Consider the following 22,650-nt stretch of genomic DNA (forward strand, 5'->3'; position numbering starts at 1 on the left):
TTTATAAATATGAATAAAGCGAGGGACCTCAATGGAAGGAAATTTTCCGGATATTCAGCTTGAGATTGGAAAGTATGTAGAGAATTTTGTGTTGTGGCTTAACGATGTGCTTGAGCCGTTTTTTGACTTTATCTTCTTAGTTGCCTCTAGAGCAATTCTATCAATTGAAGCAGGTTTAATGTTTTTGCCTTGGTATGTATTTATTGCCGTCATTTTTGTACTAGGTTGGCGTTTTAAATCCATTACAGCTGGTCTTTTATATGCTGCTTTTATGTTCCTTGTCGGGACATTTGGGTTATGGGATGTGTTAATGACAACAATTGCAATTGTCTTAACATCGGTGATTACTTCTTTATTACTCGGTATCCCACTAGGAATATGGATGGCTTTCAGTAAGAAGTTTTCATTTGTAATGCGTCCTTTATTAGACGCGATGCAAACGATGCCTAGTTTTGTCTACTTGATTCCAGCTATATTTTTCTTTGGGTTAGGTAACGTAGCAGCTGTATTTGCAACGCTCATTTATGCATTGCCCCCTGTGATCCGGTTAACAGATCTTGCTATTCGTAATGTGGATTCAGAGGTGATTGAATCTGCTGAGTCATTTGGGTCATCGAAGTGGCAAATGTTAAAAAAGGTGCAGTTACCACAAGCTTTACCTACAATTATGGCAGGTGTGAATCAGACTACAATGATGGCCTTAGCAATGGTTGTTATTGCTTCAATGGTTGGTGCTGGTGGTTTAGGAGAGCTTGTACTCGTTTCCATCAATCGAATAGATTTGGCGCTTGGATTTGAGGCAGGAATTAGTATTGTATTCTTGGCGATTCTAATAGACCGTGTTACAGGTGGAGTAGCGGAACGATTCCAGAAGCACAGGAGGGCTGATTAATGACTGTTAAGATGAGAGTAGAACATGTATCTAAAATATTTGGTTCAAAACCTAAATCGATTATTCCCAAGGTTCGCGACGGTATGGAAAAAGATCAAATTTTAGAAGAAACAGGGCACACAGTAGGGGTATATGATGCTTCCATGGATATTAATCAAGGAGAGATCTTTGTCATTATGGGTCTGTCTGGGAGTGGCAAGTCAACTCTTATTCGTTGCTTGAACATGCTTAATACACCAACTGATGGGAGTATCTATGTCGATGATGAGAATATTGTGGAATACAATCCGGCTCAGTTAAAGAAGTATCGCCAAGATAAAATAGCAATGGTGTTCCAGCACTTTGGTTTGTTTGATCATCGTACGGTGCTAGGAAATGTCGAATATGGACTTGAAATTCGTGGGGTTGATAAAGAGGAGAGAAAGAAGATCTCGATGAAGAATATTGAGATAGTAGGATTAAAAGGATATGAAGATAAATACCCGGGTGAGTTATCTGGGGGTATGCAACAACGAGTAGGCCTAGCCCGAGCCCTTGCAAATGATCCTGATATCTTGTTAATGGACGAGCCATTTAGCGCTTTGGATCCGTTAATACGTCGAGAAATGCAACTTGAATTATTAGATATACAAGAGCGTCTTCAGAAAACGATTATCTTTATTACTCATGATGTTAATGAGGCCTTTAAAATAGGGGACCGTGTAGCTGTAATGAAGAATGGGAAAGTGGAGCAGATCGGAACACCTGAGACGATTTTAGAAAGTCCTGCAAATGAGTATATTGAGAATTTCATCGCTGATATTGATCGTTCAAAGATCCTTCAGGCAGAACATATTATGATCAAACCAAATGCCCTTGTATCACTTAAGGATGGGCTGAAAGTAGCAGTTCGAGAAATGGAGGAGAACGGAATATCTAGCGTCTTCGTTGTTGATCGACAACGTCATGTAAAAGGAATAGTAACTATTGATGACGCGATCAGCGGAATACGAGCAAAGAAATCCTTGTCAGATGTTCTGACAACGGATATTCACATGGTCAGAAAAGAGGAATATGTTAACGATCTTATTCCAAAAGCATTGGATTCCAAGTATCCACTTGCTGTCCTTGGAGAGGATGATCGATTAGTAGGGTTTATCCTGAGAGTTCATGTTTTAGCAGGGCTTGTAGGGGACGAGGTCGAGAGTAACCAAAAGGAACAAAAGTCTGTCTTAGTTTAAAGAACAAGATTCAGTACGAATTCAATGTAAAGAACCATAATATTGAGTAAAGGGGACATAAGATGAAAAAGGTAGCTACGTTATTGTTTGCAACACTTTTGGTGGTTGTAACGGCTTGCGGTGGAGATGAAGAATCATCCGGAGAAAAGGATATTGAAACCATTACGTTTGCAGATCCAGGTTGGGACAGTGTGCGTGTCCATAACCAAATAGCAGCAACTATTATAGAAAACGGGTATGGTTATAGCACAGAGGTAACGGCTGGTTCTACTCCTGCGACTGTGCAGGGGCTGCGTCAAGGTGATATTAATGCGTATATGGAAATTTGGACAGATAACATTGAAGAAATGTATAATGAGGCGATTGATCAAGGTGAAATTGTTGAAACATCATTGAACTTTGATGACAACGAACAAGGATTATATGTTCCTACATATGTTATTGAAGGGGACGAAGAAAAGGGCATTGAACCGGTAGCGCCAAACCTCAAAACCGTAGAAGATCTGAAAGAATATAAAGATGTTTTCCAAGATCCAGAACAACCCGAAATGGGACGGGTTTATGGATCGCCTTCTGGTTGGGCTGTGGATGCTATCTTAGAACAGAAGATGAACACGTATGGGTTGGACAACTTCACATACTTCCGACCTGGTTCTGGAGCGGCACTAGCTACGTCTCTTGCGGATGCATATGAATCAGGTGAACCATGGGTGGGCTATTATTGGTCTCCGACTTGGGTTACAAGTATTTACGACCTTACCCTACTCGAAGAACCAGAGTATGATAAAGCACAGTACCAAGAAGACTACGGTACGGAATTCCCGCCTATGAAAGTAACGACAGCGGTTCATAGTGACCTTCCTGAACAAGCACCAGAGGTTGTTGAATTCCTGAAGAATTACGAAACGAGTAATAAACTGACTCAAAGTGCGTTAGAATATATGAAGAAAAATGGGACGAATGCTGAAGAAACAGCACAATGGTGGATGAAAGAACACGAAGACGTCTGGACAGAATGGGTTCCGGACGATGTCGTTAGCAAGGTGAAAGATGCGTTATAACTTGATCTAAAACGGGAACCTACTCTTACTAGAGGGTAGGTTCTTTTTAATACCCTTTTTTTGGTCTAATTGAAAGAGTTGAAAGATTGTACTTCCAATTTTGTAAACGTTATGATTAGAGAGTTAGCTTGTTAGAAAGGGGACTTATTACGATGAATTTACAATCTACTACAACATTAAACAACGGAGTAAAGATGCCAAGAGTCGGTCTTGGTGTGTATAAAATGGAAGAGGGAAGCGATGTAAAAGAGGCTGTTCTTTCAGCAATTGACATTGGCTATCGTAGTATTGATACGGCTTCTTTCTATAAGAATGAAGAGGGAGTTGGGCAAGCCCTTAAGGAGACGTCTGTTCCTCGGGAAGAATTGTTTGTCACGACGAAAGTGTGGAATGATGAGCAAGGGTATGAAGAGACGTTAGCTGCTTTCGAACGCAGTATGGAGAAGCTTGGTCTTGAATATCTGGATCTTTATTTAATCCATTGGCCTGTACCAGGGAAATACAAAGAAACGTGGAAAGCATTGGAGAAGTTGTATAAGGATGGAAAAGTAAAAGCGATTGGCGTGAGTAACTTTCTAGAGCATCATTTAGAAGATCTCCTTGAAGATGCCGTAATTAAGCCGGTTGTTGATCAGGTTGAACTTCATCCTCGTTTAGCTGAGCCTGCCCTTAGAGATTTTTGCACGCAGCGTGATATTAAGGTGGAAGCTTGGTCTCCACTAGCTCGTGGAAGGTATCTTGATGATGAAGTATTGCAGAATCTAGCTGAAAAATATGGTAAGACACCAGCTCAGATCATCTTACGCTGGGACGTACAGCATGGTATTCTCACAATACCGAAATCCACAAAACCCCATCGACAAAAAGAAAATGCAGATATCTTTAACTTTGAATTAACATCTGAAGAAATGAAACAAATTGATGAATTGAATTCGGGAGAGCGTAATGGAGCTCATCCAGACGAGTTCGATTATAATAACTAAATAAATGAGAGCCACTTTTGTCATAAAGTGGCTCTTTCCTATTTGATTATCCCGTGTCGGATAATCTTCGTTTTTACATTTGCTTCTACACTTATGTCAGGGATCATCTCACGCCACTCGCTTTTATTATTCAAGGGACGTTTCGTGTCGTATATTTGGCCGAATCCAAGAGGATCTACTTGGTGTTCTTTAAATATCTCTACTACATTTTCAATTTCATCTTCGATTAAAGAAGCTAATTCTGTCTCCAGAAGTTTAACGACCTCAGGATCTTGGATTTTTAAGTCATCTGAAATCTCTAAAATCCTTCCTTCAAGCGTTACATCTATATGGAAGTTTAAAGAACCAGGTGAATTAAGTTTGACATTACTTTTACTCTTAATCTCATCGAATGTCACAAACATTTTATCAAGGTCTTCGTGGTCTCGATTAGACTTGAAGTATGATTTGAATTTTTCACGAGGTAAACCAACTTCTAAATGCCCCGCTTGAAAACGTGATTCAATAAGTTTTATAAAGAACCCCTTCTTTACTGGAAGTTTACCCACAAGTCGATCATCTTGCATGAGGGCCAGGTGCCGTAACACAGGTTTACCATCTTCTAAATTAAGCATAGGCAGAAGAGGATCTCGTCCTAAATCGTAAAAGTCGTGTTGAAACTGATGAAGAGTGCTATAGGGGAGCACTTCATTTCGGATATTTTTACGAAGCATGCTATTTAAGTAGTTTCCTATATCTGCAGCATCTTCCATTTTATTAGATGAAAGGATCACTTTCGCATCTTCTTCTGCAATCGTCATGTATAACAGATCTGAAATTGCAGCGTCTCGTGCGAGGGTGTCTGTTACTCTCATAATTCCCTTCTCGGCTAGCTTTGAACCAAATACGACAAGTCGAAGTTGGCCTGAAACAAGTTGCTTACTTGACTTTAAATTGGCATCTTGGCGAATACCTTTAGCGGAATTTGAGCGGCTTGTGATAATCTGTGAGACGCTATTCGCATTTGGATCAAATTGAAAGAAAATCATGGTCCCCTCGAGGAAACCTTTTTCTAATAAATCGTATCCAACTACCGTGATGATTCCAAGTCGTTCTATATATTTTCTTTCAACGCAACCTGTCAAAAGGACGAGGACACAAAGAATATATATAAGCTTTTTCATTGTGAAGTTCCTCGCTTTCTGCGGATATAGTTCTTAAGTAAAACAATAGGCCATAGAACGATTGGGTATACAAATGCGATATAAAAGCCAGCTGTAGCTAACTTATCGGTAAAATAGTTAATTTGAAGGTTATTTTGAAATACCACTGTTCCTAAGAACAGTAATAGTGCAACTACATACAAAACATGTTTTTGCTTCAACCCATAGACTCTCTTAAATGTATACGTACATAACCACATGGCAGTAACCATATTCGGTAAGATGACCATCATCCATATACCGACAGCGATAATGTCAAATCTCTCAGCAAACGAGAACTGAATGATTTTAAACATGGATAAAGTAGGCCAAATTAAACGCTCTAATTGAGGACCACTGAAGTATCCAATTGTGATAAAAACGACAGCTAAGGTGAGAAGGGTCGTGCCCCATACAGCTTGTTGGGCAGCTAGATGAGCTTTATATTTGTTCTGTACGTAAGGGTATATGAACAACAATACTTCAAACCCAACAAAGGAGTAGGTCGTCTTAAATGCCCCTTTAGCAATGTCTGTATAAGAAGCCTCCAGTATGGGAAGGAAATGATTCCACTCCATAAGAGACAGAGGTTTATATAAAACGATGACGATCCAAATCGTTCCAAGGAAAAATAAAAATGAAACCCCTACAATGACTCTGACGCCCCCAAGAACAGCATATACAACGAGAGAAAGTAGGAACAAGCACATCAGCCATGTTGGAATAGTTGGAAACAAGAATACTTGAACGACTTCAATGTAATTTAGAAGAACAGATATAAGCAGACCGAAGAAATAAAGGGCTACTACGGTTCCTAAGGTTTTTCCAACAAATTTTCCAAAGATATCAACCTGTATTCCGGGTAAGTCAGCATTATCGTATTGCTGTAAAATCTTCCCCATGCAGAAGACACTGATACTCATCCAAACCCCCGCTATTAAGATAGAGATCCAAGCATCTTGTTGTGCTTCACCGTATATATGGGTGGAGATCCCCATAATCCCTGTCCCGACTTGAGTAGTATGGATCAGGAAAAAGATATAGAACGCTTGAATTTGTATTCCTATTGGTACTTGAACTTGTATTTTCATATTGCATCCCTACTCATCAATATCTCTTTTCTTCTTGGCTTCCTTTTGTGAGAATTTTACAGGTTTTTTCGTTTCATTTACCGTTGGACGTTTATTTGCCCTTGACCAAGGTAGGCGAACAATGGAATTATCAAGATCTGCAAAATGAAACGGATAAAGAGGCGCTAAGTATGGCGTACCAAGTGATGACACTTTGAGTAAATGAATGATTAAGAACGATAAACCAAGGAAAATCCCTAGAAGCCCCCACAATCCAGATAAGATAATCATCGGAAAACGAATGACTCGTATAGCTCCCCCCATCATATAACTAGGTGCTGTGAATGAAGCGAGTGCACTTAATGCCACGACGATAATAAGAATATTACTCGTGAATCCTGCTTTAACAGCCGCCTGACCTAGTACAATACCTCCCACGATCCCCATCGTTTGCCCTACCTTTGTTGGTAATCGTGCTCCTGCCTCGCGGAGCAACTCGATTAACAGTTCTAGAAGCAAGGCTTCAAAAACAGGGGGGAAAGGCACGTTGGCTCTCGACTGTCCTAATGAGACAAGAAGGGGGGAAGGAACGACTTCCACGTGAAACGACAGAGCAGCTACATAAGCAGGTGTTAATAAGATCGATAAGAACATAGCTACTAGACGCATAATACGAAGAAATGTACCGATATTCCATCTGAAATAAATATCTTCTGTTGATTCTAAAAAACTGAATAAAGTTGCAGGTGTTATGAGAACGGTAGGACTTTTATCTACCATAATTCCAACTTTTCCGTTAATGATCGAGTTGCAGAACCGATCTGGCAGTTCTGTCGTTAAAAGCTGTGGGAAGATGCTCGTAGATCGATCTTCAATTAACTGTGCTAGTACGTTGCTGTCCATGACATCATTAATATCTAGGTCTTCGAGCCGTTGTCGTACGGTGTTTACCAGATCTTCATTGGCGATATTTTTTAAATACACAATGCGGATTTCAGAAGGAATTTCGCTCCCTATAATTAATTTTTCTGTTTTAAATTCTGGAGTGTCTAACCGCCATCTAACTATATTTAAATTGGTTACCATAGATTCTGTGAAAGCAATTTGAGGACCTAGTACGAGCGATTCGTTTTCCGCCCGTGATACTGCACGTCTGGCTTGTTCTGGGATGTAGTACGTAATCGGCTGTACGTCTTCTTCTACATAAATTCCAGCCCCGCCTTGTATCAGTTCTTTTGCGACCGATATGAGTGTGTCATGAAAGGTGCTTGAAGCAAGAGGGACTTCGTTCTGTATCTTCTGAGCGTCCCATGTCTTATCTTGCGTTTCAAGAAGCGTATCCAATATGCTTTTGTGAAGTTGTTCTTTATTGATTTGATACGTGAAATAAAAGACTAAGATTCGCTTTCCTCCGAGCGTATAAGTGGAGAAATTCAAGTCCGGACTATCCTGTAGCATGGTAGATAATTGATTCTTTAACTCTTCAATGGTACAGGGAAATAGATCACTCGTTTTTTTCTTTTTCTGAACAGAACGGCGCATTTCGATCCTCCTTTTTCTCGAGCATTTTTTTTAGTATAAGGAGAATTACATAATTTATAAGGTGTTAAGAAAAAAGATTATTTTATGATTCCAACAAGGTGCGTTGTAGGATTTTGTCCCAAAAGTACATAGGAATGTTCATTTTCTCCGATACTAACGGAACGAAAATGAATCTAGAAGAAAAGGGCGAGGTCGCGATGAGCCTGCAATTAATTGAAGCATATGTTCCGGATAAACATTTCGAAAAGGTCAATGAAAAATTACAAGAACATCCTCATACTTCATATTGGGTGTCGAGTGAGTCAGAAGAAAGGATGCTTATTCGCATCTTAGTAGACTCGGATGAAGTGGAAGAAATTTTAAACTATTTAGAGAGTGTTTCCAATGTTGTAGACGGATTTGAAACGATGCTTATTCCTGTTCGCACGTATCTATCACGGGAAACGTTAAATAGTGACAGTAAGGAAGAGACCACTCAAGAAGATGCGGATGAGGAAGAGAAGCAAATTCTTCTTCGAGCAAGCCGGCAAGAACTTATATCATTTGTAGAGCGTAATAGTGTCACAACCTTGAATTATTCCCTGATGATCTTCTTCTCTGCCATAGTGGGTTCGATGGGGTTCATTAAAGACAGTGATGCTGTAGTGATTGGATCGATGGTCATTGCGCCCTTAATTGGTCCGGTTATTGCAACTGCTTTCGCTGCTATTCTAGGAGATTACAAATTGCTTGGGAAAGCAGCTTTAACTTCTTTTGTAGGAGTAGCGATTGTGGTAGTAATGGCCATTCTTTTCAATTTTATCTTTCACATGAGTGACGAGTCCTCTCAATATACTTCTAGGACTGGAGTGACAGGATCTGATTTCTTCTTAGCACTCGCAGCTGGAGGAGCAGGTGCCATTGCTACCTTGAACCGAAAAGCGGGAAACTTAGTTGGAGTGATGGTCGCGGTTGCCTTATTACCACCTAATGTTGCGCTTGGAATGTCTATCGGAAAAGGATTATGGGGAGAGGCGTATGGCTCCTTCCTGCTTGTAACGGTCAATATTATGTGTATATTACTGTCAGCAGTTATCGTTTTTTCTTTAGCAGGCATTCGACCTGTGCGTTGGAAAGAAGTACAGAGAGCTAACGTATCCAGATCTTTGTCTATTGTATTTGTACTCATTATTGTCGCTTCTTTAGTAGGGGTCATCTTCCTTGGCGAGGGCGTTCCTTTACAGTGATTTTCATTTAATCTGTCATAAACTTGAGAGAAACTCATATAGTAAAAAAGAAAATCGTGGAAAGTTATTGACTTAAGATTTTGAAAATTATATACTTTAAACACTATTTATGAAAGGGAGGTCACATCAAAATGAACAACCGTAAAATTGTAATTATGATTGCCATGAATATGAATAATTACGTGACCTCATCCTTCTCGTAAAAGATTCCGGTCTTAAGGTATCTTTTTGTTCATTTTGAGACGTTTGGAGGTTACGACAAGATCGTAGCCTCTTTTTTTGTGCCTTTAGCACATACGTTAAGAGCCTAACGTATGTGCTTTTTTGTGTTTAATGAGGTTTAGCAGCTCGTCTGCTTCATCTATATAAAAAATTGAGGAGGCGTTCATTATGGAAATAAACATTCGTATGTATGGATCAAAGCAGGAGATGGAAGGCGGCTAACAAACGAATAATGGGAAAGTTGGTGGATAGATGTTTTCGGTTTTAGGGAAATTAAATTGGTTTTTTAAAGAACATTGGATGAGATATTCAATTGCTATTATTTTATTAGTCTTTGTGAGTGCTATCGATATTTTACCTCCGAAATTAATCGGAGCTGCTATTGATGGGATTCAGTTTGAAACGTTAACTAGAGAGAAATTAACAGAATTGATTGTTTGGTATGTACTCATTCTCGTGGTGAGTTATGTGGTTTCGTATTATTGGGGCTTTTTATTATTTGGTGGAGCGATGATTTTAGAGCGGAAGAAACGTTCTAATTTAATGCAACATTTCCTGGCTATGACGCCAACGTTTTTCGGGAAATACCGAACGGGAGATTTGATGGCCCGGTCTACGAATGATTTAAAAGCGATTTCCATGACAGCAGGGTTTGGAATATTAACACTTGTAGATTCAACTTTTTTCATGATTATGATTGTGGGCGTAATGATCTTTACGATTAGTTGGAAGCTTACACTTGCAGCTTTACTTCCGCTACCTATTATGGCTTTAATGATGAATCGATACGGCAAGACGATTCACGAACGATTCACGAAAGCACAGGATGCCTTTGGAGATATGAATGACAACGTATTGGAATCGGTGAGAGGTGTGCGGGTGATCCGTGCCTTTGTTCAGGAAAGGGAGGATGAAGAGCGGTTCCAGAAAATGACGCACGATGTTTACGAGAAGAACGTGGAAGTTGCCAAGATCGATGCGATGTTTGAGCCTACGATTAAAATTCTAGTAGGACTTTCTTATACGATTGGTCTCGGATATGGAGCTAACCTTGTATTTGAAAATGCTATTACGCTTGGCCAACTGGTATCCTTTAACGTTTACCTTGGGATGTTGATTTGGCCAATGTTTGCTGTAGGAGAATTAATTAATGTTATGCAACGGGGGAATGCCTCCCTGGACCGTGTCAATGACACTCTTGGGTATGAAGCTGATGTGAAAGACCCAAGCCATCCTAAACATGTACCGATGCCATCCGTTGTGCATTTCGATCATGTTACGTTTCGTTATCCGGACACAGATCGTGATCAATTACAAGATATTAATCTAACGGTGAAGCGTGGTTCTACCATTGGTGTTGTTGGAAAAACAGGTTCCGGGAAAACGACCCTTTTCCGTCAGTTGTTGCGTGATTATTCTGGTATGGAAGGACGTTTAACTGTAGCTGGCACACCACTTGAAGAAATATCACTTGAAGCTTCAAGAGGTTGGATCGGGTATGTTCCTCAGGATCAAATCCTTTTCTCCAAAACGGTACGAGAGAATATCCAATTCGGCCAAGACAACGCATCAGACGAGGAAATTGAACGAATTCTTGAACTCGCCTATTTGAAGAAAGATATCGATAACCTTCCAAATGGACTTGATACAAAGGTCGGTGAGAGCGGTGTTACCTTATCCGGTGGGCAAAAACAACGTGTATCCTTGGCGAGAGCTTTGATTATGGATCCTGAGATTCTCCTTTTAGATGATTCTATGTCGGCTGTTGATGGCAAAACGGAAGCGAACATTATTCAACATCTAAAAGAAGAACGAAAGGATAAGACGACATTTATTGCGGCGCATCGTTTGTCGGGTGTCCAACATGCTGATGAAATCATTGTTCTTGAAGATGGCTGTATTTCAGAGCGTGGTACTCATGAAGAACTCATGAAGCAAGGTGGATGGTATAAAGATCAGTTTACGAGACAGCAGATGAATCAAGAGGAGGTGGATGATCAGTGAAGCCTTCGACAGAGAAGCGGTTGTTTCAATACGCGCTAACGAGTAAAAAGACGATTCTAATTGGACTTTTGTGTTTGGCCATAGCGGTTGCACTTGAATTGACGGGTCCTTTTATTGCCAAGCGTTTAATAGATGAACACATATTAGGAATCGAGGCAAACTGGGTTCAGGTTGAAGAGGACAACGACCGCCACGTTGTTCCCTATCAGGATGAACTCTATAAGAGGGAAGATCGGCTAAATTCAGGAGATGAGACAGGAAAGATGGCTACGATCCTCCAAGTAGGAAAGTCCTATTATTTCATACCATCTGACGTTCCAACTTCGGGGAGAAAATCGGTTGAACAAGGCACAATCACCATTTCGACAGGTGATGATACCATAACGGCTGAGGCTACTAAAATGAGTCGTGGAGAATTATACGGCTTCTTCAAACCTGAAACACTAGCGATCACCTGGCTCCTTGTATTGTATGTTGGGTTATTGTTGATTTCAGCTGTGTTTCAATATGGGCAGACGTACTTGCTTCAGATCTCTTCCAATCAAATTATTAAAAGGATGCGAAATGATATATTTGCGCATATCCAGCGCGTTCCGATTGATTATTTTATTAATCGTCCAGCAGGGAAAATCGTAGCTCGCGTGACGAATGATACAGAGGCTATTCGAGAACTTTATGTAAAGGTTCTGGCTACATTTGTAACTAGCGCTATTTACATGACGGGAATTTACTTTGCCTTATTTCTATTAGATCCAAAGCTAGCTTCCTTTTGTTTACTATTGATCCCGATCATGTTCATTTGGATGAAGTTGTATAAGACGTACGCCGGCAAGTACAACCAAGTCATTCGTTCAACGATTAGCGATCTAAACGGTAATATTAATGAAGCGATTCAAGGAATGCCAATCATTCAAGCATTCCGTCGTCAAAAGCAAGTAACTGAAGAGTTTGAACGAATGAATGAGAAGCACTACACGTATCAAAAGAAGTTGTTAAAGTTAAATTCGTTAACTTCTTTTAACCTAGTTAATGTACTGCGAAATCTCGCTTTCGTAGCGTTTATCTGGTATTTCGGTGGAGCTTCGCTTGGTGTTGGTTCGATTGTGACAGCAGGTGTGTTATATGCGTTTGTAGATTACCTTAACCGTTTGTTTCAGCCTGTTATTGACGTGGTCAATCAACTAGCCCAGCTTGAGCAAGCTCGAGTGGCTGCGACGAGAGTGTTTGAGTTAATGGACCATGATGGAGAAGTTGTTCAATCTGCTCCGATCGAACGCTATAAAGGGAATATTACGTTTGAAGACGTTAGTTTTGCTTATGAAGCGGAAGATTACGTATTGAAGAATATTACCTTTCGTGCGAACTCGGGAGAAACGGTGGCGTTTGTCGGGCATACGGGTTCTGGAAAAAGTTCTATTATGAATCTCTTATTCCGTTTTTACGATCCACAAAAAGGATCCATTACAATAGATGGCATGGAGACAAGACAATTATCCAGGCAGCAAGTACGCAGTCATATGGGCATCGTGTTACAAGATCCTTTCTTATTTACTGGAACCCTACTATCGAATGTGACAATGGGGGATCCTTCTATATCAAGGGGAAAAGCAATTGAAGCTTTAAAAGCGGTAGGGGCAGACACGTTTATTGAGAAGTTACCTCACCAATATGATGAACCGGTGAAAGAGAAAGGAAGCACACTCTCTGCCGGGGAGCGTCAGCTTATTTCCTTTGCAAGAGCTTTGGCTTATGATCCAGCGATTCTCATACTGGATGAAGCTACGGCTAATATTGATACAGAAACAGAAAGCATGATTCAAAACGCTTTGCAAGTGTTAAAGAAAGGGCGAACGACACTAGTAATCGCTCATCGCTTATCTACGATTCAACAAGCAGACCAGATCCTTGTGCTTGATCATGGCCGTATTGTGGAGCAAGGAGATCACGAAACGTTGCTTAAACATAACGGAATTTATCAACAAATGTATCAAATGCAACAAGGCAGACTGGAACAAGCAATCATTTCGTAGCATAATAAGAAGTAGGCGCCAAAGCGTCTACTTCTTTTTTGAGGGAACAGACACACACTTTAATGCATTAAAGTAACGCATGGTGTCTGGCACCCTTTAGTTCGTTAAAGGGGGCAGAGTATGAACGAGGATTATAAGAATAAAGATAATACGGATGATATGATTGATGCCGATTTATATGAAGACATAGATGATGAGGAAATGAAAGAGATATTAGATGAAGAACGGGCGAAGCAAAGGGAGAAGCAGGAGGAAGAAGAGAAACCAAAGCGACCTTTTCCGAAGTGGGCGTTTTGGCTTATTGCTATAATGATGGCCATTAACATTGTTGGTATTCTGCCCAGAACGTTCTCTCTTCCAGCCGTTGATTTCCTTGTGAAATCGGCTGAACTTATGACAAACCCTGATATTGATCGGTACCAGAAATCGGTTGTTGTGATTGAGTCGGGTCAATCTAAGGGGACAGGATTTTCTATCTCTGAAGATGGATATGTCATTACGAATGAACATGTGATTGATAATGAGATGCCTATTACAGTCGCATTTGAAGATGAGGGTCTGTATGGAGGAGAAGTGATTCAGACTTTTGAGGACGTAGACCTTGCGCTATTGAAGGTAGAGCCGAATGATGGTGAGTCATTGCCTTATCTTCCCCTTGCTGCTGAAACGACATTTGAAAAACGAGAGCATGTGTTTTTTATCGGAAATCCACTGCGCTTTAATGGCATTGCGAATGAAGGAGAAGTTATTGGCTATCGAGACTTAAGTGATTGGGAACGGCAAGTTCTTATGCTTGAGGCCCCTATTTATCACGGTAACAGTGGGAGTCCTGTAATCACAGAAGATGGAGATGTTATTGCTGTAGTCTTTGCGACGATTAAAGATGACTCGCACGGGAAAGTTGGATTGGCTGTGCCCATTACGTATTTCCATGAAAAGATACAAGATATAGATGAATCTATTTCCCTTCCTTCTAAAAAAGACTGAATCGTTTGAGCTTTCTCCTCTAGTGGTACATAAATAGTAGAAAGTCGATACTACTAGAGAGGTGACAAGCGTGTTATTAAAAGGAAATTTACTAGAGAAATTTCGCTTAGATGCTACTGACGGAGAACTTGGGAAAATAAAGGACCTGTACTTCGACGATAAGAAATGGGCACTTCGCTACGTGGTCGTCGATACACGAAAATGGCTCCCAGGAAGAAAAGTTGTCTTATCTCCTGCAGGCATAAAGGAAATCAACGTGGGAGATCAGCTAGTTTATATGGATAATGATAAAGAATCGATACGTAACTCTCCTACAATTGAAGAAGAAGCACCAGTATCTCTACAAAAAGAACAAGAAATGGCGAATTATTACGGTTGGTTCCCATACTGGAAAGGTGACTCCTTATGGGGAACAACGGGAGCCCCAGAGATGGTAGGACCTGACTTGTCTCAAGAAACACCAACTGTAACTGAAAATGAATTTAATGAAGAACCCAATCATCACCTTAGAAGTATGAATGAAATAAAAGGTGATGAAGCAGGTTATCAAATAGAAGCTGTTGATGAAGGAAGGGTTGGCTTCATCGAAGATTTCATCATTGAAGACCAGTCATGGGGTATTCGCTATGTTGTAGTTAAAACCGTTGAAAAGCTAGGCGGAAAACGAATTCTGCTTTCACCAGATTGGATGGAAACGATAGATTGGGGAAAGAAAAGCATTCCTGTTGATCTCGATTATAAGCGAATTCAAGATGCACCAGAATACGACCCAGAACAACCTGTAACACGGAATGAGGAAGAGAAGATCTACCAAGCGTTCCAAAAACCAAAATACTGGCAATAAGTGAAAACCCTCTAAGTCTTTATAAAGACTTAGAGGGTTTTTATTGTTTTCCATATAAGCTCCTTATGCGTAGAGCTCGAATCTGAGAGAATGCTTCCGTTTGCTTAGAATGAGGATAAGGGGGGGATGAATATCCCTGCCACGAGCGAGTTTTATGGGGCCGTTCTACCACTTTTGGTAAGGGGGGGCTGGGGAACGGGGAGACTCCTGCAGGAGAAAGAGGTCGACGAGACCCCGGAGCGAACGTAGTGAGTGAGGAGGCTCGACAGCTCGCCTGCGGAAAGCGAGTCGTTCCCCAGCCCCCCCTATCACTCAATAAACGTAACGGTCCCACTCTACTCCTCTCCCCTTTCCACCATCATTTGATTGCTCGTTTTATGTGTAATAAAGGAAAATAGTCTAGTTTTCTCCTAAACGTTCAGCTGCGCTCTCGCTGTTGGGGTGAAAGAATATGGTTAGAATCTACTGTAGATAAAGGTAGAAATATGTTGTATGATACCCATATTGATTAAGGCTAAACCCGCGCCATGATAGGAAATTCATGGTTTTAATATGACATATAGTGAAATGTTTTTGTAACAGAACTGCAAAAAAACATCTTGAAAACACCCAAAAAAAGATCGACCAAAGCGAAATTTATAATAGCTGGAGGTGACGAGGGTTGATCAGACGTCTGTGGAAAAAGGAAAAGGATGGGTCACTAGAAGAGCAAGTAGCTCTTGTTCAAGAAGGTGATGAAGAGCTTCAAAACCATCTCATTAAAAAATATCAACCTTTTATCGCCAAAAGTGTATCAGAAGTATGTAAAAGATATATAGATCCTACAAAAGATGATGAATTTAGTATTGGTTTAATGGCTTTTAATGAAGCGATGTATTCGTACTCAGCTGATAAAGGAAGTTCGTTTTTATCCTTTTCTAAGCTGGTAGTTAAGCGTAAAGTCATTGACTATATTCGTTATGATCGGAACAATCCTGTGGTAGCCTCTTTGGACCAAGAGTACGAAGATGATGAGCAAATGGAAAATCCTCAAGAAGTAAAGGCTGCTAAGGAACGTTACCAATCTGAAACAGAAAGCTGGTACCGTCGCATTGAAATACAGGATTTCAGTGAAAAGTTGAAAGAGTATAAACTCTCATTTCAAGAACTTACAGAGGTTGCACCTAAGCACCGTGATGCACGAGAATCAGCCATTCACGTGGCACGTACAGTTTATCACCATGAAGAAATGAGAGAATTTGTGCTTGAAAAACGAAAACTCCCTATGAAACAACTGATTAATGAAGTGGAAGTTAGTAAGAAGACACTTGAACGGAACCGAAAGTTTGTTTTAGCCATTTTCATTATTTTAAATGAGGATTACGTATATTTGAAAGATTATATCAAGGGGGTGGGCCTGTGAAAAAAGGGGTTGTCATGGAACAACACCGACGATATACCATCGTAATGACGAGTGAAGGAACTTTTCACAAAGCTAAAGCTATCCAGTCTTCCCAACCAGGAGATGAAGTTTCATTTGAGCCGTTGCCAGAGCGTAAGGAACTTGGTCAGTTATTCCCTAATCTAATGAAACCCAATGTTCGTTTTATCGCTATGGTTGCAGCACTCTTGATTGCGATTCTCCCTCTTTATTCTTGGATTGATTCAAATCGAGCGTATGCTTATGTCAATATTGAAATGAATCCAAGCATTGAGATGAAAGTTAACGACAAGATGAAAGTCATCGAGATGATGCCTCTTAATGATGATGCTAGCTTAATTGTTGAGAAGGTCACGGACTGGAAGAATAAAGCTGTTGAAAAGGTTACGTTTACCGTTATAGAAACAGGCAAAGAGATTGGTCTTATAAACGAGAAAAAGAGTGTCATGATTGGAGTCAGTCATGAAAGTAAGGTTCGACAAGATCAAAACGTTCTTCAAACCATTGATCGCTATCTACAAGATCATTCGGTAACTGGAATGAATATTGCGACGTTCGCTGTCCCTAAATCGATTCGTGAACAAGCGGAAAGTAATGGGAAATCCATGAACGAGATGTTTGCTCAATCGCTTCAATTATCCGCTTCCAAAAATATGACGAGTGATCTATCAGTTCAGATGTCCGAGAATGAAGTCAAAGCTTTTAATAGCCATTATAATAATGCTCAAGTAGAAGCACCTGATTCATCATCTGAAGAAGAATCGCCCCAGAAAAAGGAACCGGAACCTTCAACAAGTGACGAAAAACAAGAACAAGAAGAACAACAACCTAAGCAACAACCAGAACCTCAATCGAAGAATGAAATGGAACCGTCTAGCCCTTCTACAGATCCGGTAAATCCTGCTGGTAAAGAAAAAGGATGGGCGAAACAAGGCAAACAAAAGGAAGATCCACCTGGGAAAAGCGTGGCTCTTCCTTCTGATCTTGCATCTAAAAAACAAGAAATCATTCAAGAGCTAAACCCTGGTTTACAGAAAAAAGTTCAGTCCTATAATGACTGGAATTCATTACCTACTGGGATAAAGAAGCAGGTCTTAGAGGTTTATCACTCACTGAATAGCGAAGAATCAGAAGATAAGCATGAAGCTAAAGGTAAAAGTGAAAAAGAGCACAGTAATAATGGGAACGGTAAAGGAAAAGGCAATAGCAATAATAATGGGAACGGTAAAGGAAAAGGCAATAGCAATAATAATGGGAACGGTAAAGGAAAAGGCAATAGCAGTAATAATGGGAATGGTAAAGGAAAAGGTAATAGTAATAATAACGGTAATGGAAATGGAAAAGATAAATAGATGGACATAGAACGAAAAAGAACAGATGAGAAGGACTTCTTTTAAGGCGGGGAGTGGGAACGCCTTGGAAGAAGTCTTTTTTTAGTACGAGTAGATTTAGAAGGAGAGCCCATCAGAAAGTAGGCAACGTGTGTGAATTTGGGTATGCTAGTAAAAAAGGAGTGTTGGATCTTGTCTAATTCTAAACTAGGAGTTCAAGACGGAAGATTAGCTTCGTGCCCATCTTCACCAAATTGTGTGTCAACTCAGGCGGAAGATGCTTCAAAAAAAATGGAGCCGCTTCCTTTCCAAGGTACGCTTGAGGAGACAAAGGCTACATTAAAAACCATTCTAGAAGAGTATGATCGTGTTTCAATAGAAGAAGAAAGAGAAGATTACATTCACGCAACGTTTAAAACAAAGATCATGCGTTTCACGGATGATGTTGAATTTTATCTTGATAGATCGGCGGAAGTAGTCCATTTTCGCTCGGCTTCGCGAGTAGGGTATTCAGATCTTGGCAAAAATCGTTCGAGGATGGAAGAAATTCGAGCATTATATAATCGTTAACAGAAAAGTCTCTATTTTAGAGGCTTTTTTCCTATTTTCTCTCTTTTTTCTGTAACGGTGTTTTCCTGGTAATTTACATAATAGTATAATGAATAAGGCTTTTACATTATCTACGAATCTGTGAAACCTTTTCCTCATATATTCGTAGAAACTATTATCAACCATTTTTACCAAGAGGACAGAAAGGGAGAGATACATGAGCAATCAACAGCAAGCGAAAAAAGGCGTTAACAAGTGGCTTGTTACGCTCTTAACAATTGTCGTAATTGGAGCTTTTGGTGCTACGGCATACGGAATGTTACAAGATTCAAATCCGATGACCATGTACATGAAAGCGCAGAAGAACACGATGGAAGACCAGATGGAGCGTATGGAAGAGTACACAGGAAGTAATGAGGAAATTTATGACCGTCAGCTAGAAGAAGCTTATGAAACAGATGGAAACGTAACAATGGATCTTAAAGTAGATGGGCAACAAATTCAACAAGCTTTTCCTCAAATGGGGATGGTCCAAGGAATTCTTTCCACGCTGAAATTAGAGTATAATTCAAAGATTAACCCAGAATCAAAAGAAACGTTTGCAAGTGCTGATTTAACGATGCAAGGAAATAGCATAGCTAACGGTAGTTTTTACCAAAACGAAGAAACTGCAGCTGTACAAGCACCTTTTGTATATGATCAGTATTTTGCCCTTGGTAATGACGAACTAGGTGCATTTATAGAACGCATGGGCGAATCAAGTGAAGGTCTTAATGAGCTTCCGAACCTAGCGGAATATACAAAAACGCAGCTGACAGCCGAAGAAGCAGAAGAAATCCTTCAAGATTATGTAGTGACTTTAGGGAAACAGCTAAACGAAGAACAGTTCTCTCTTAAGGAAGGTGCTACTTATGAAGGAGAGAAATACGATAAAGTAACCGTTGAGATTAGTGAAGAAGAAGCGCATGGTATGCTTGTTGCTGTTCTTGAGCAATTAAAAGAAGATGAGCGCATTTGGGACATTCTTGATCAACAAGCAGCTCTTCAGCAAGGGGTAAACTCTGTATCTGGAGAAGACATGAAAGCTGATATTAATAAAGCGATTGAAAATGTTGATTCCATTAAAATTCCTGGTGGTATTACGATTGAAGCGTATCTTAAAGACGATTTAGTTGCTCACCAAACATGGAACATGGCTCTTCAACCAGAAAATGAAGAAAAAGTGTCGATGGAGATTACAAGTGATTATAGTAAAGAGAATGAAGATCGCTATACGAGCAGTGTAGACATGAAGATTATGCCAGAGAACGAAGAGGGTGCGTTCACCCTTAGCTATAAAGAAGATGGAAAATCAAGTAAAGATGGAATGCATATAGACCACACAATTGGTGTGAACTCAGACATGTCTTCTGAGTCATTTGATATGACTCTTGTTTTAAATTCTGATCTTACAGAAGAAGGTTCTAAAACGGACTTTAATGTTGAACTATCTGGTGATATGTTTGATCAACAACCTGTTCCAAGCATTTCTGGTTTTGTGAATATGAAGACGACTGAAGAAGGGGAAGACAGTTTTAATCGCAAGGTCGATTATGGTCTTAACCTTGGTATGAACGATCCAATGATGGGAGATATGGCGGCTGAGATCGAACTGAATGTTGAACAGAACATCACGTTCTCTGATGACTTATCGTTCCCTGAGTTGAAAGAAGGAAATACAGTACGTGTAATGGATCAATCTGATCAAGAATTACAGCAGATTGGGCAAGAGATCGAGCGTAACTTCCAAAATCATATTAGCTCACTATTAGGTGGTTTTGGTGGTTTCGGTGGTTTTTAAATTGTGAAACTAAACCGTATTAAAGGAGGCAGACCGTATGAATGGGTTCTCGTTATGGAGATATGAAATGAGGGCAACCGTTCGTCGGCCTGCCCCTCTTTTTTTATCTTTTTTTATTCCTCTTGCTACTATTTTTATCGCCTTCTTAAGTGTCCAAAGTTTTTTTCAAGATGAAGAGAAACAGATTCAGGCTGCGATTGTGGATCATGATCAGACGTTTGAAACGAAATCACTCATCAATCAATTATCAGAAGAGAAGCGGATGAAGCGCGCTCTCCAATTAGATCCTATGACAAGTAAAGAGGCACTTGAAGCGTTTGAGCGTGGGGACATTGCCGGGATTATGACGATTCCAAAAGGATTCACGACGAGTCTTCGTGTTGGGGAAAATGAACCAATTGCCGTTATGACAAATCAAGATAAGCCTCTTGATTCAACGATGTTGACTGTTCTGCTTGAAAGTGGCGCCAAGTACATCTCTGCATCTCAAAGTGCCGTAAACGCGGTATATGATTTACATATTAAACAATTACCAGAAGACGAACGAAATCAGAAGCTGCAAGAAGCGATCGTGACATTTACGCTTTTTGCTTTAGACCGGAATGAAGCTTTTGAAGAAGAAAAGGTGATTAGCGGAGCAAGCGTGGGGTGGAAGACTCATGCGATCATCGCTATAGTCTTCATCTTTATCGTGTTCTTCACCATCTTATATCAAGTATTAGATGGTGACACCCATTCAACCTCTATGAGTAGAAGGTGGAGGATGGTGAACATCACCTTTATGCATCAGGTTGTGGTTAAACAACTTAAATGGTGGCTCATTCTTTTCGTTATGTTAGAGGCTAGTATGGGAATCATCGCACTTATGGACTTGCCTGTTTACTATTCACTAGGACTTCACTTTGGGTTGTTCTTAGTAGCGTTATGGTTATCTGGATTCGCTGCTTGCCTATATGGATTGAATGGTCATTCCAGTGTCAGATCACTTATATTGGCTAGCATTTCTATAATCGGATTGATTAGTGCAGGGGTTTTTGTTCCTGAGATTTATTTGCCTGATTGGCTTTATCAAAAGGAAACTCCTTTCGCGTTTTCCTATGATGTGTTCCGCATGGCATTTGTGGAGCAGCGTGAAAGCATACCATATAGAGGATTGGCCCTATGGGGACTTGCCCTCAGCTCTCTAGCACTATTCGCTGGGTACAGGAAGGAGAAGCGCGATGCTTACGTATCTGTCTTTACATCTAAATAAATGGAAGAAGCGTCCTGGCTTCGCGCTTTTTATCTTCTTATTCCCAATACTAGTGACAATCTTATCTTATCCATTCTTTCAAAAAGCGGCTGAAGAAACGGCCGTTCCAGTGGCAATTGTCGATGAGGATAAAAGTTCTTACTCTACAACCGTAGTGAGGCGAGTAAAGGAAGCCGAGCGACTAAACGTGTTATCCATGAGTTCCTCTGAGGCAGTGGAAAGTGTCCAAAAAGGCCAAGTTGAGGCTGCGTTTATTATAAAAAAAGGATTTCAAGATACGCTCTATAATGGAGAGGTCGACGAGACCATTACTTGGGTTCGTTCTATTGAATCAACGCTTGATGTCTTTGCGAAAGAAGCCATTGGGGCAGAATTAATGAGAATTTCGTTAAATGCCAAAGCAGGGAACACGCTAGAACAAAGCTCTTCTGTTTCATTTGAAAAAGGGTTTCAATATGCGGATCAATTTTGGGAGCCTGAACCTTTGTTTCAGATGGATTTCAAGATGGGCTCCTCTGAGGGTGTAGCTCAAGAACCAGTTCCCCTTGCTTCGTGGCAAAGAGCTACGTTAGCGTTGTATTTTCTTTATGCTTGGCTTGTGGCTATTTTGTTCTTGAGAACTATAATCAGAGACGAGCAAGCGGGATTAGTGCAGCGCATTAGAATTACACAGCAAGCTACTTTTTCTTATTTTGCTGGGCATTTCCTGGTCATGATTGTATTAGGTATTGGAACCTTCCTTCCTGCAGCCATTACGTTATTCTTCTTCTCCTCTATGTCACTTCCATTCAGTGCAGAATGGAGTGGATGGGGTGTAGCTGTGTTAGTAACGACGCTTGTTATTACGTGGTTCTTGTTCTTGGGACTAGGGCGGAGAAGGTGGACAATTGTACTATTTATTGCACTAGCGACAGGGTCTTTTACACTAACTACTGCTGACATTGGGTGGACTTTAGCTTGGCCTCATAGCTGGTTCATTCATAAGCCATAACGAGA

General features: G+C 40.4%; 18 protein-coding genes. 15 read left to right on the forward strand and 3 right to left on the reverse strand.

Features of this window, described 5'->3' with window-relative positions; genetic code table 11:
• The first annotated feature begins 31 nt into the window (after positions 1-31).
• The 4 genes from ACYX4O_RS03565 to ACYX4O_RS03580 all read left to right on the forward strand — a co-directional run bounded on the left by ACYX4O_RS03565 (position 32) and on the right by ACYX4O_RS03580 (position 4,156).
• Entirely contained in the window at positions 32-892 is an 861-nt protein-coding gene (locus ACYX4O_RS03565) for an ABC transporter permease (RefSeq protein ID WP_476354633.1), read from the forward strand.
• On the forward strand, positions 892-2,112 hold the full coding sequence (locus tag ACYX4O_RS03570) for a quaternary amine ABC transporter ATP-binding protein (RefSeq protein ID WP_476354635.1): 1,221 nt from the start codon (positions 892-894) through the stop codon (positions 2,110-2,112). Before ACYX4O_RS03565 ends, ACYX4O_RS03570 begins: the two co-directional genes overlap by 1 nt.
• Positions 2,113-2,174: 62 nt before the next feature.
• On the forward strand, positions 2,175-3,173 hold the full coding sequence (locus tag ACYX4O_RS03575; RefSeq protein ID WP_476354637.1) for an ABC transporter substrate-binding protein: 999 nt from the start codon (positions 2,175-2,177) through the stop codon (positions 3,171-3,173).
• Between the two features lie 152 nt (positions 3,174-3,325).
• Positions 3,326-4,156: an aldo/keto reductase gene (locus ACYX4O_RS03580; RefSeq protein ID WP_476354639.1), complete on the forward strand. Its 831-nt coding sequence runs from the start codon at positions 3,326-3,328 to the stop codon at positions 4,154-4,156.
• A gap of 38 nt (positions 4,157-4,194) precedes the next feature.
• Here ACYX4O_RS03580 and ACYX4O_RS03585 read toward each other — a convergent pair whose 3' ends face one another.
• The 3 genes from ACYX4O_RS03585 to ACYX4O_RS03595 are packed head-to-tail and all read right to left on the reverse strand — an operon-like array spanning position 4,195 to position 7,949.
• Positions 4,195-5,319, reverse strand: coding sequence for a Ger(x)C family spore germination protein (locus ACYX4O_RS03585; RefSeq protein ID WP_476354641.1), 1,125 nt, complete (start codon positions 5,317-5,319; stop codon positions 4,195-4,197).
• Positions 5,316-6,428: a GerAB/ArcD/ProY family transporter gene (locus ACYX4O_RS03590; protein ID WP_476354643.1), complete on the reverse strand. Its 1,113-nt coding sequence runs from the start codon at positions 6,426-6,428 to the stop codon at positions 5,316-5,318. Before ACYX4O_RS03590 ends, ACYX4O_RS03585 begins: the two co-directional genes overlap by 4 nt.
• Before the next feature lie 9 nt (positions 6,429-6,437).
• On the reverse strand, positions 6,438-7,949 hold the full coding sequence (locus tag ACYX4O_RS03595) for a spore germination protein (protein WP_476354645.1): 1,512 nt from the start codon (positions 7,947-7,949) through the stop codon (positions 6,438-6,440).
• Positions 7,950-8,116: 167 nt separating this feature from the next.
• Here ACYX4O_RS03595 and ACYX4O_RS03600 point away from each other — a divergent pair, with 167 nt between their 5' ends.
• The 11 genes from ACYX4O_RS03600 (at position 8,117) to ACYX4O_RS03650 (ending at position 22,645) form a co-directional block, all read left to right on the forward strand.
• Complete coding sequence (locus tag ACYX4O_RS03600; protein WP_476354647.1) at positions 8,117-9,175, forward strand: TIGR00341 family protein; 1,059 nt, start codon at positions 8,117-8,119, stop codon at positions 9,173-9,175.
• 474 nt (positions 9,176-9,649) lie between these two features.
• The gene (locus tag ACYX4O_RS03605; RefSeq protein ID WP_476354649.1) at positions 9,650-11,401 is read left to right on the forward strand and encodes an ABC transporter ATP-binding protein; all 1,752 of its coding nucleotides are present in this window, start codon (positions 9,650-9,652) and stop codon (positions 11,399-11,401) included.
• Positions 11,398-13,431, forward strand: a complete 2,034-nt coding sequence (locus tag ACYX4O_RS03610) for an ABC transporter ATP-binding protein (RefSeq protein ID WP_476354651.1) — start codon at positions 11,398-11,400, stop codon at positions 13,429-13,431. Before ACYX4O_RS03605 ends, ACYX4O_RS03610 begins: the two co-directional genes overlap by 4 nt.
• Positions 13,432-13,551: 120 nt before the next feature.
• Positions 13,552-14,418 carry a S1C family serine protease gene (locus ACYX4O_RS03615; RefSeq protein ID WP_476354653.1) on the forward strand — a complete coding sequence of 289 codons (867 nt, stop codon included), beginning with the start codon at positions 13,552-13,554 and terminating at the stop codon, positions 14,416-14,418.
• Positions 14,419-14,488: 70 nt separating this feature from the next.
• Entirely contained in the window at positions 14,489-15,262 is a 774-nt protein-coding gene (locus ACYX4O_RS03620) for a PRC-barrel domain-containing protein (RefSeq protein WP_476354655.1), read from the forward strand.
• A gap of 661 nt (positions 15,263-15,923) precedes the next feature.
• Complete coding sequence (gene sigI, locus ACYX4O_RS03625) at positions 15,924-16,664, forward strand: RNA polymerase sigma factor SigI (RefSeq protein WP_476354657.1); 741 nt, start codon at positions 15,924-15,926, stop codon at positions 16,662-16,664.
• Complete coding sequence (locus ACYX4O_RS03630) at positions 16,661-18,034, forward strand: anti-sigma-I factor RsgI family protein (RefSeq protein WP_476354659.1); 1,374 nt, start codon at positions 16,661-16,663, stop codon at positions 18,032-18,034. Before sigI ends, ACYX4O_RS03630 begins: the two co-directional genes overlap by 4 nt.
• A gap of 171 nt (positions 18,035-18,205) precedes the next feature.
• Positions 18,206-18,583: a DUF1499 domain-containing protein gene (locus ACYX4O_RS03635; RefSeq protein ID WP_476354661.1), complete on the forward strand. Its 378-nt coding sequence runs from the start codon at positions 18,206-18,208 to the stop codon at positions 18,581-18,583.
• 196 nt (positions 18,584-18,779) lie between these two features.
• A complete protein-coding gene (locus tag ACYX4O_RS03640; protein WP_476354663.1) occupies positions 18,780-20,402 on the forward strand; it encodes a hypothetical protein in 1,623 nt (540 codons plus the stop codon).
• Between the two features lie 37 nt (positions 20,403-20,439).
• Positions 20,440-21,654, forward strand: a complete 1,215-nt coding sequence (locus ACYX4O_RS03645; protein ID WP_476354665.1) for an ABC transporter permease — start codon at positions 20,440-20,442, stop codon at positions 21,652-21,654.
• Positions 21,623-22,645, forward strand: a complete 1,023-nt coding sequence (locus ACYX4O_RS03650; RefSeq protein WP_476354667.1) for an ABC transporter permease — start codon at positions 21,623-21,625, stop codon at positions 22,643-22,645. Before ACYX4O_RS03645 ends, ACYX4O_RS03650 begins: the two co-directional genes overlap by 32 nt.
• Positions 22,646-22,650: the final 5 nt, after the last annotated feature.

This window comes from Pontibacillus sp. ABV4_188 (assembly GCF_056311905.1).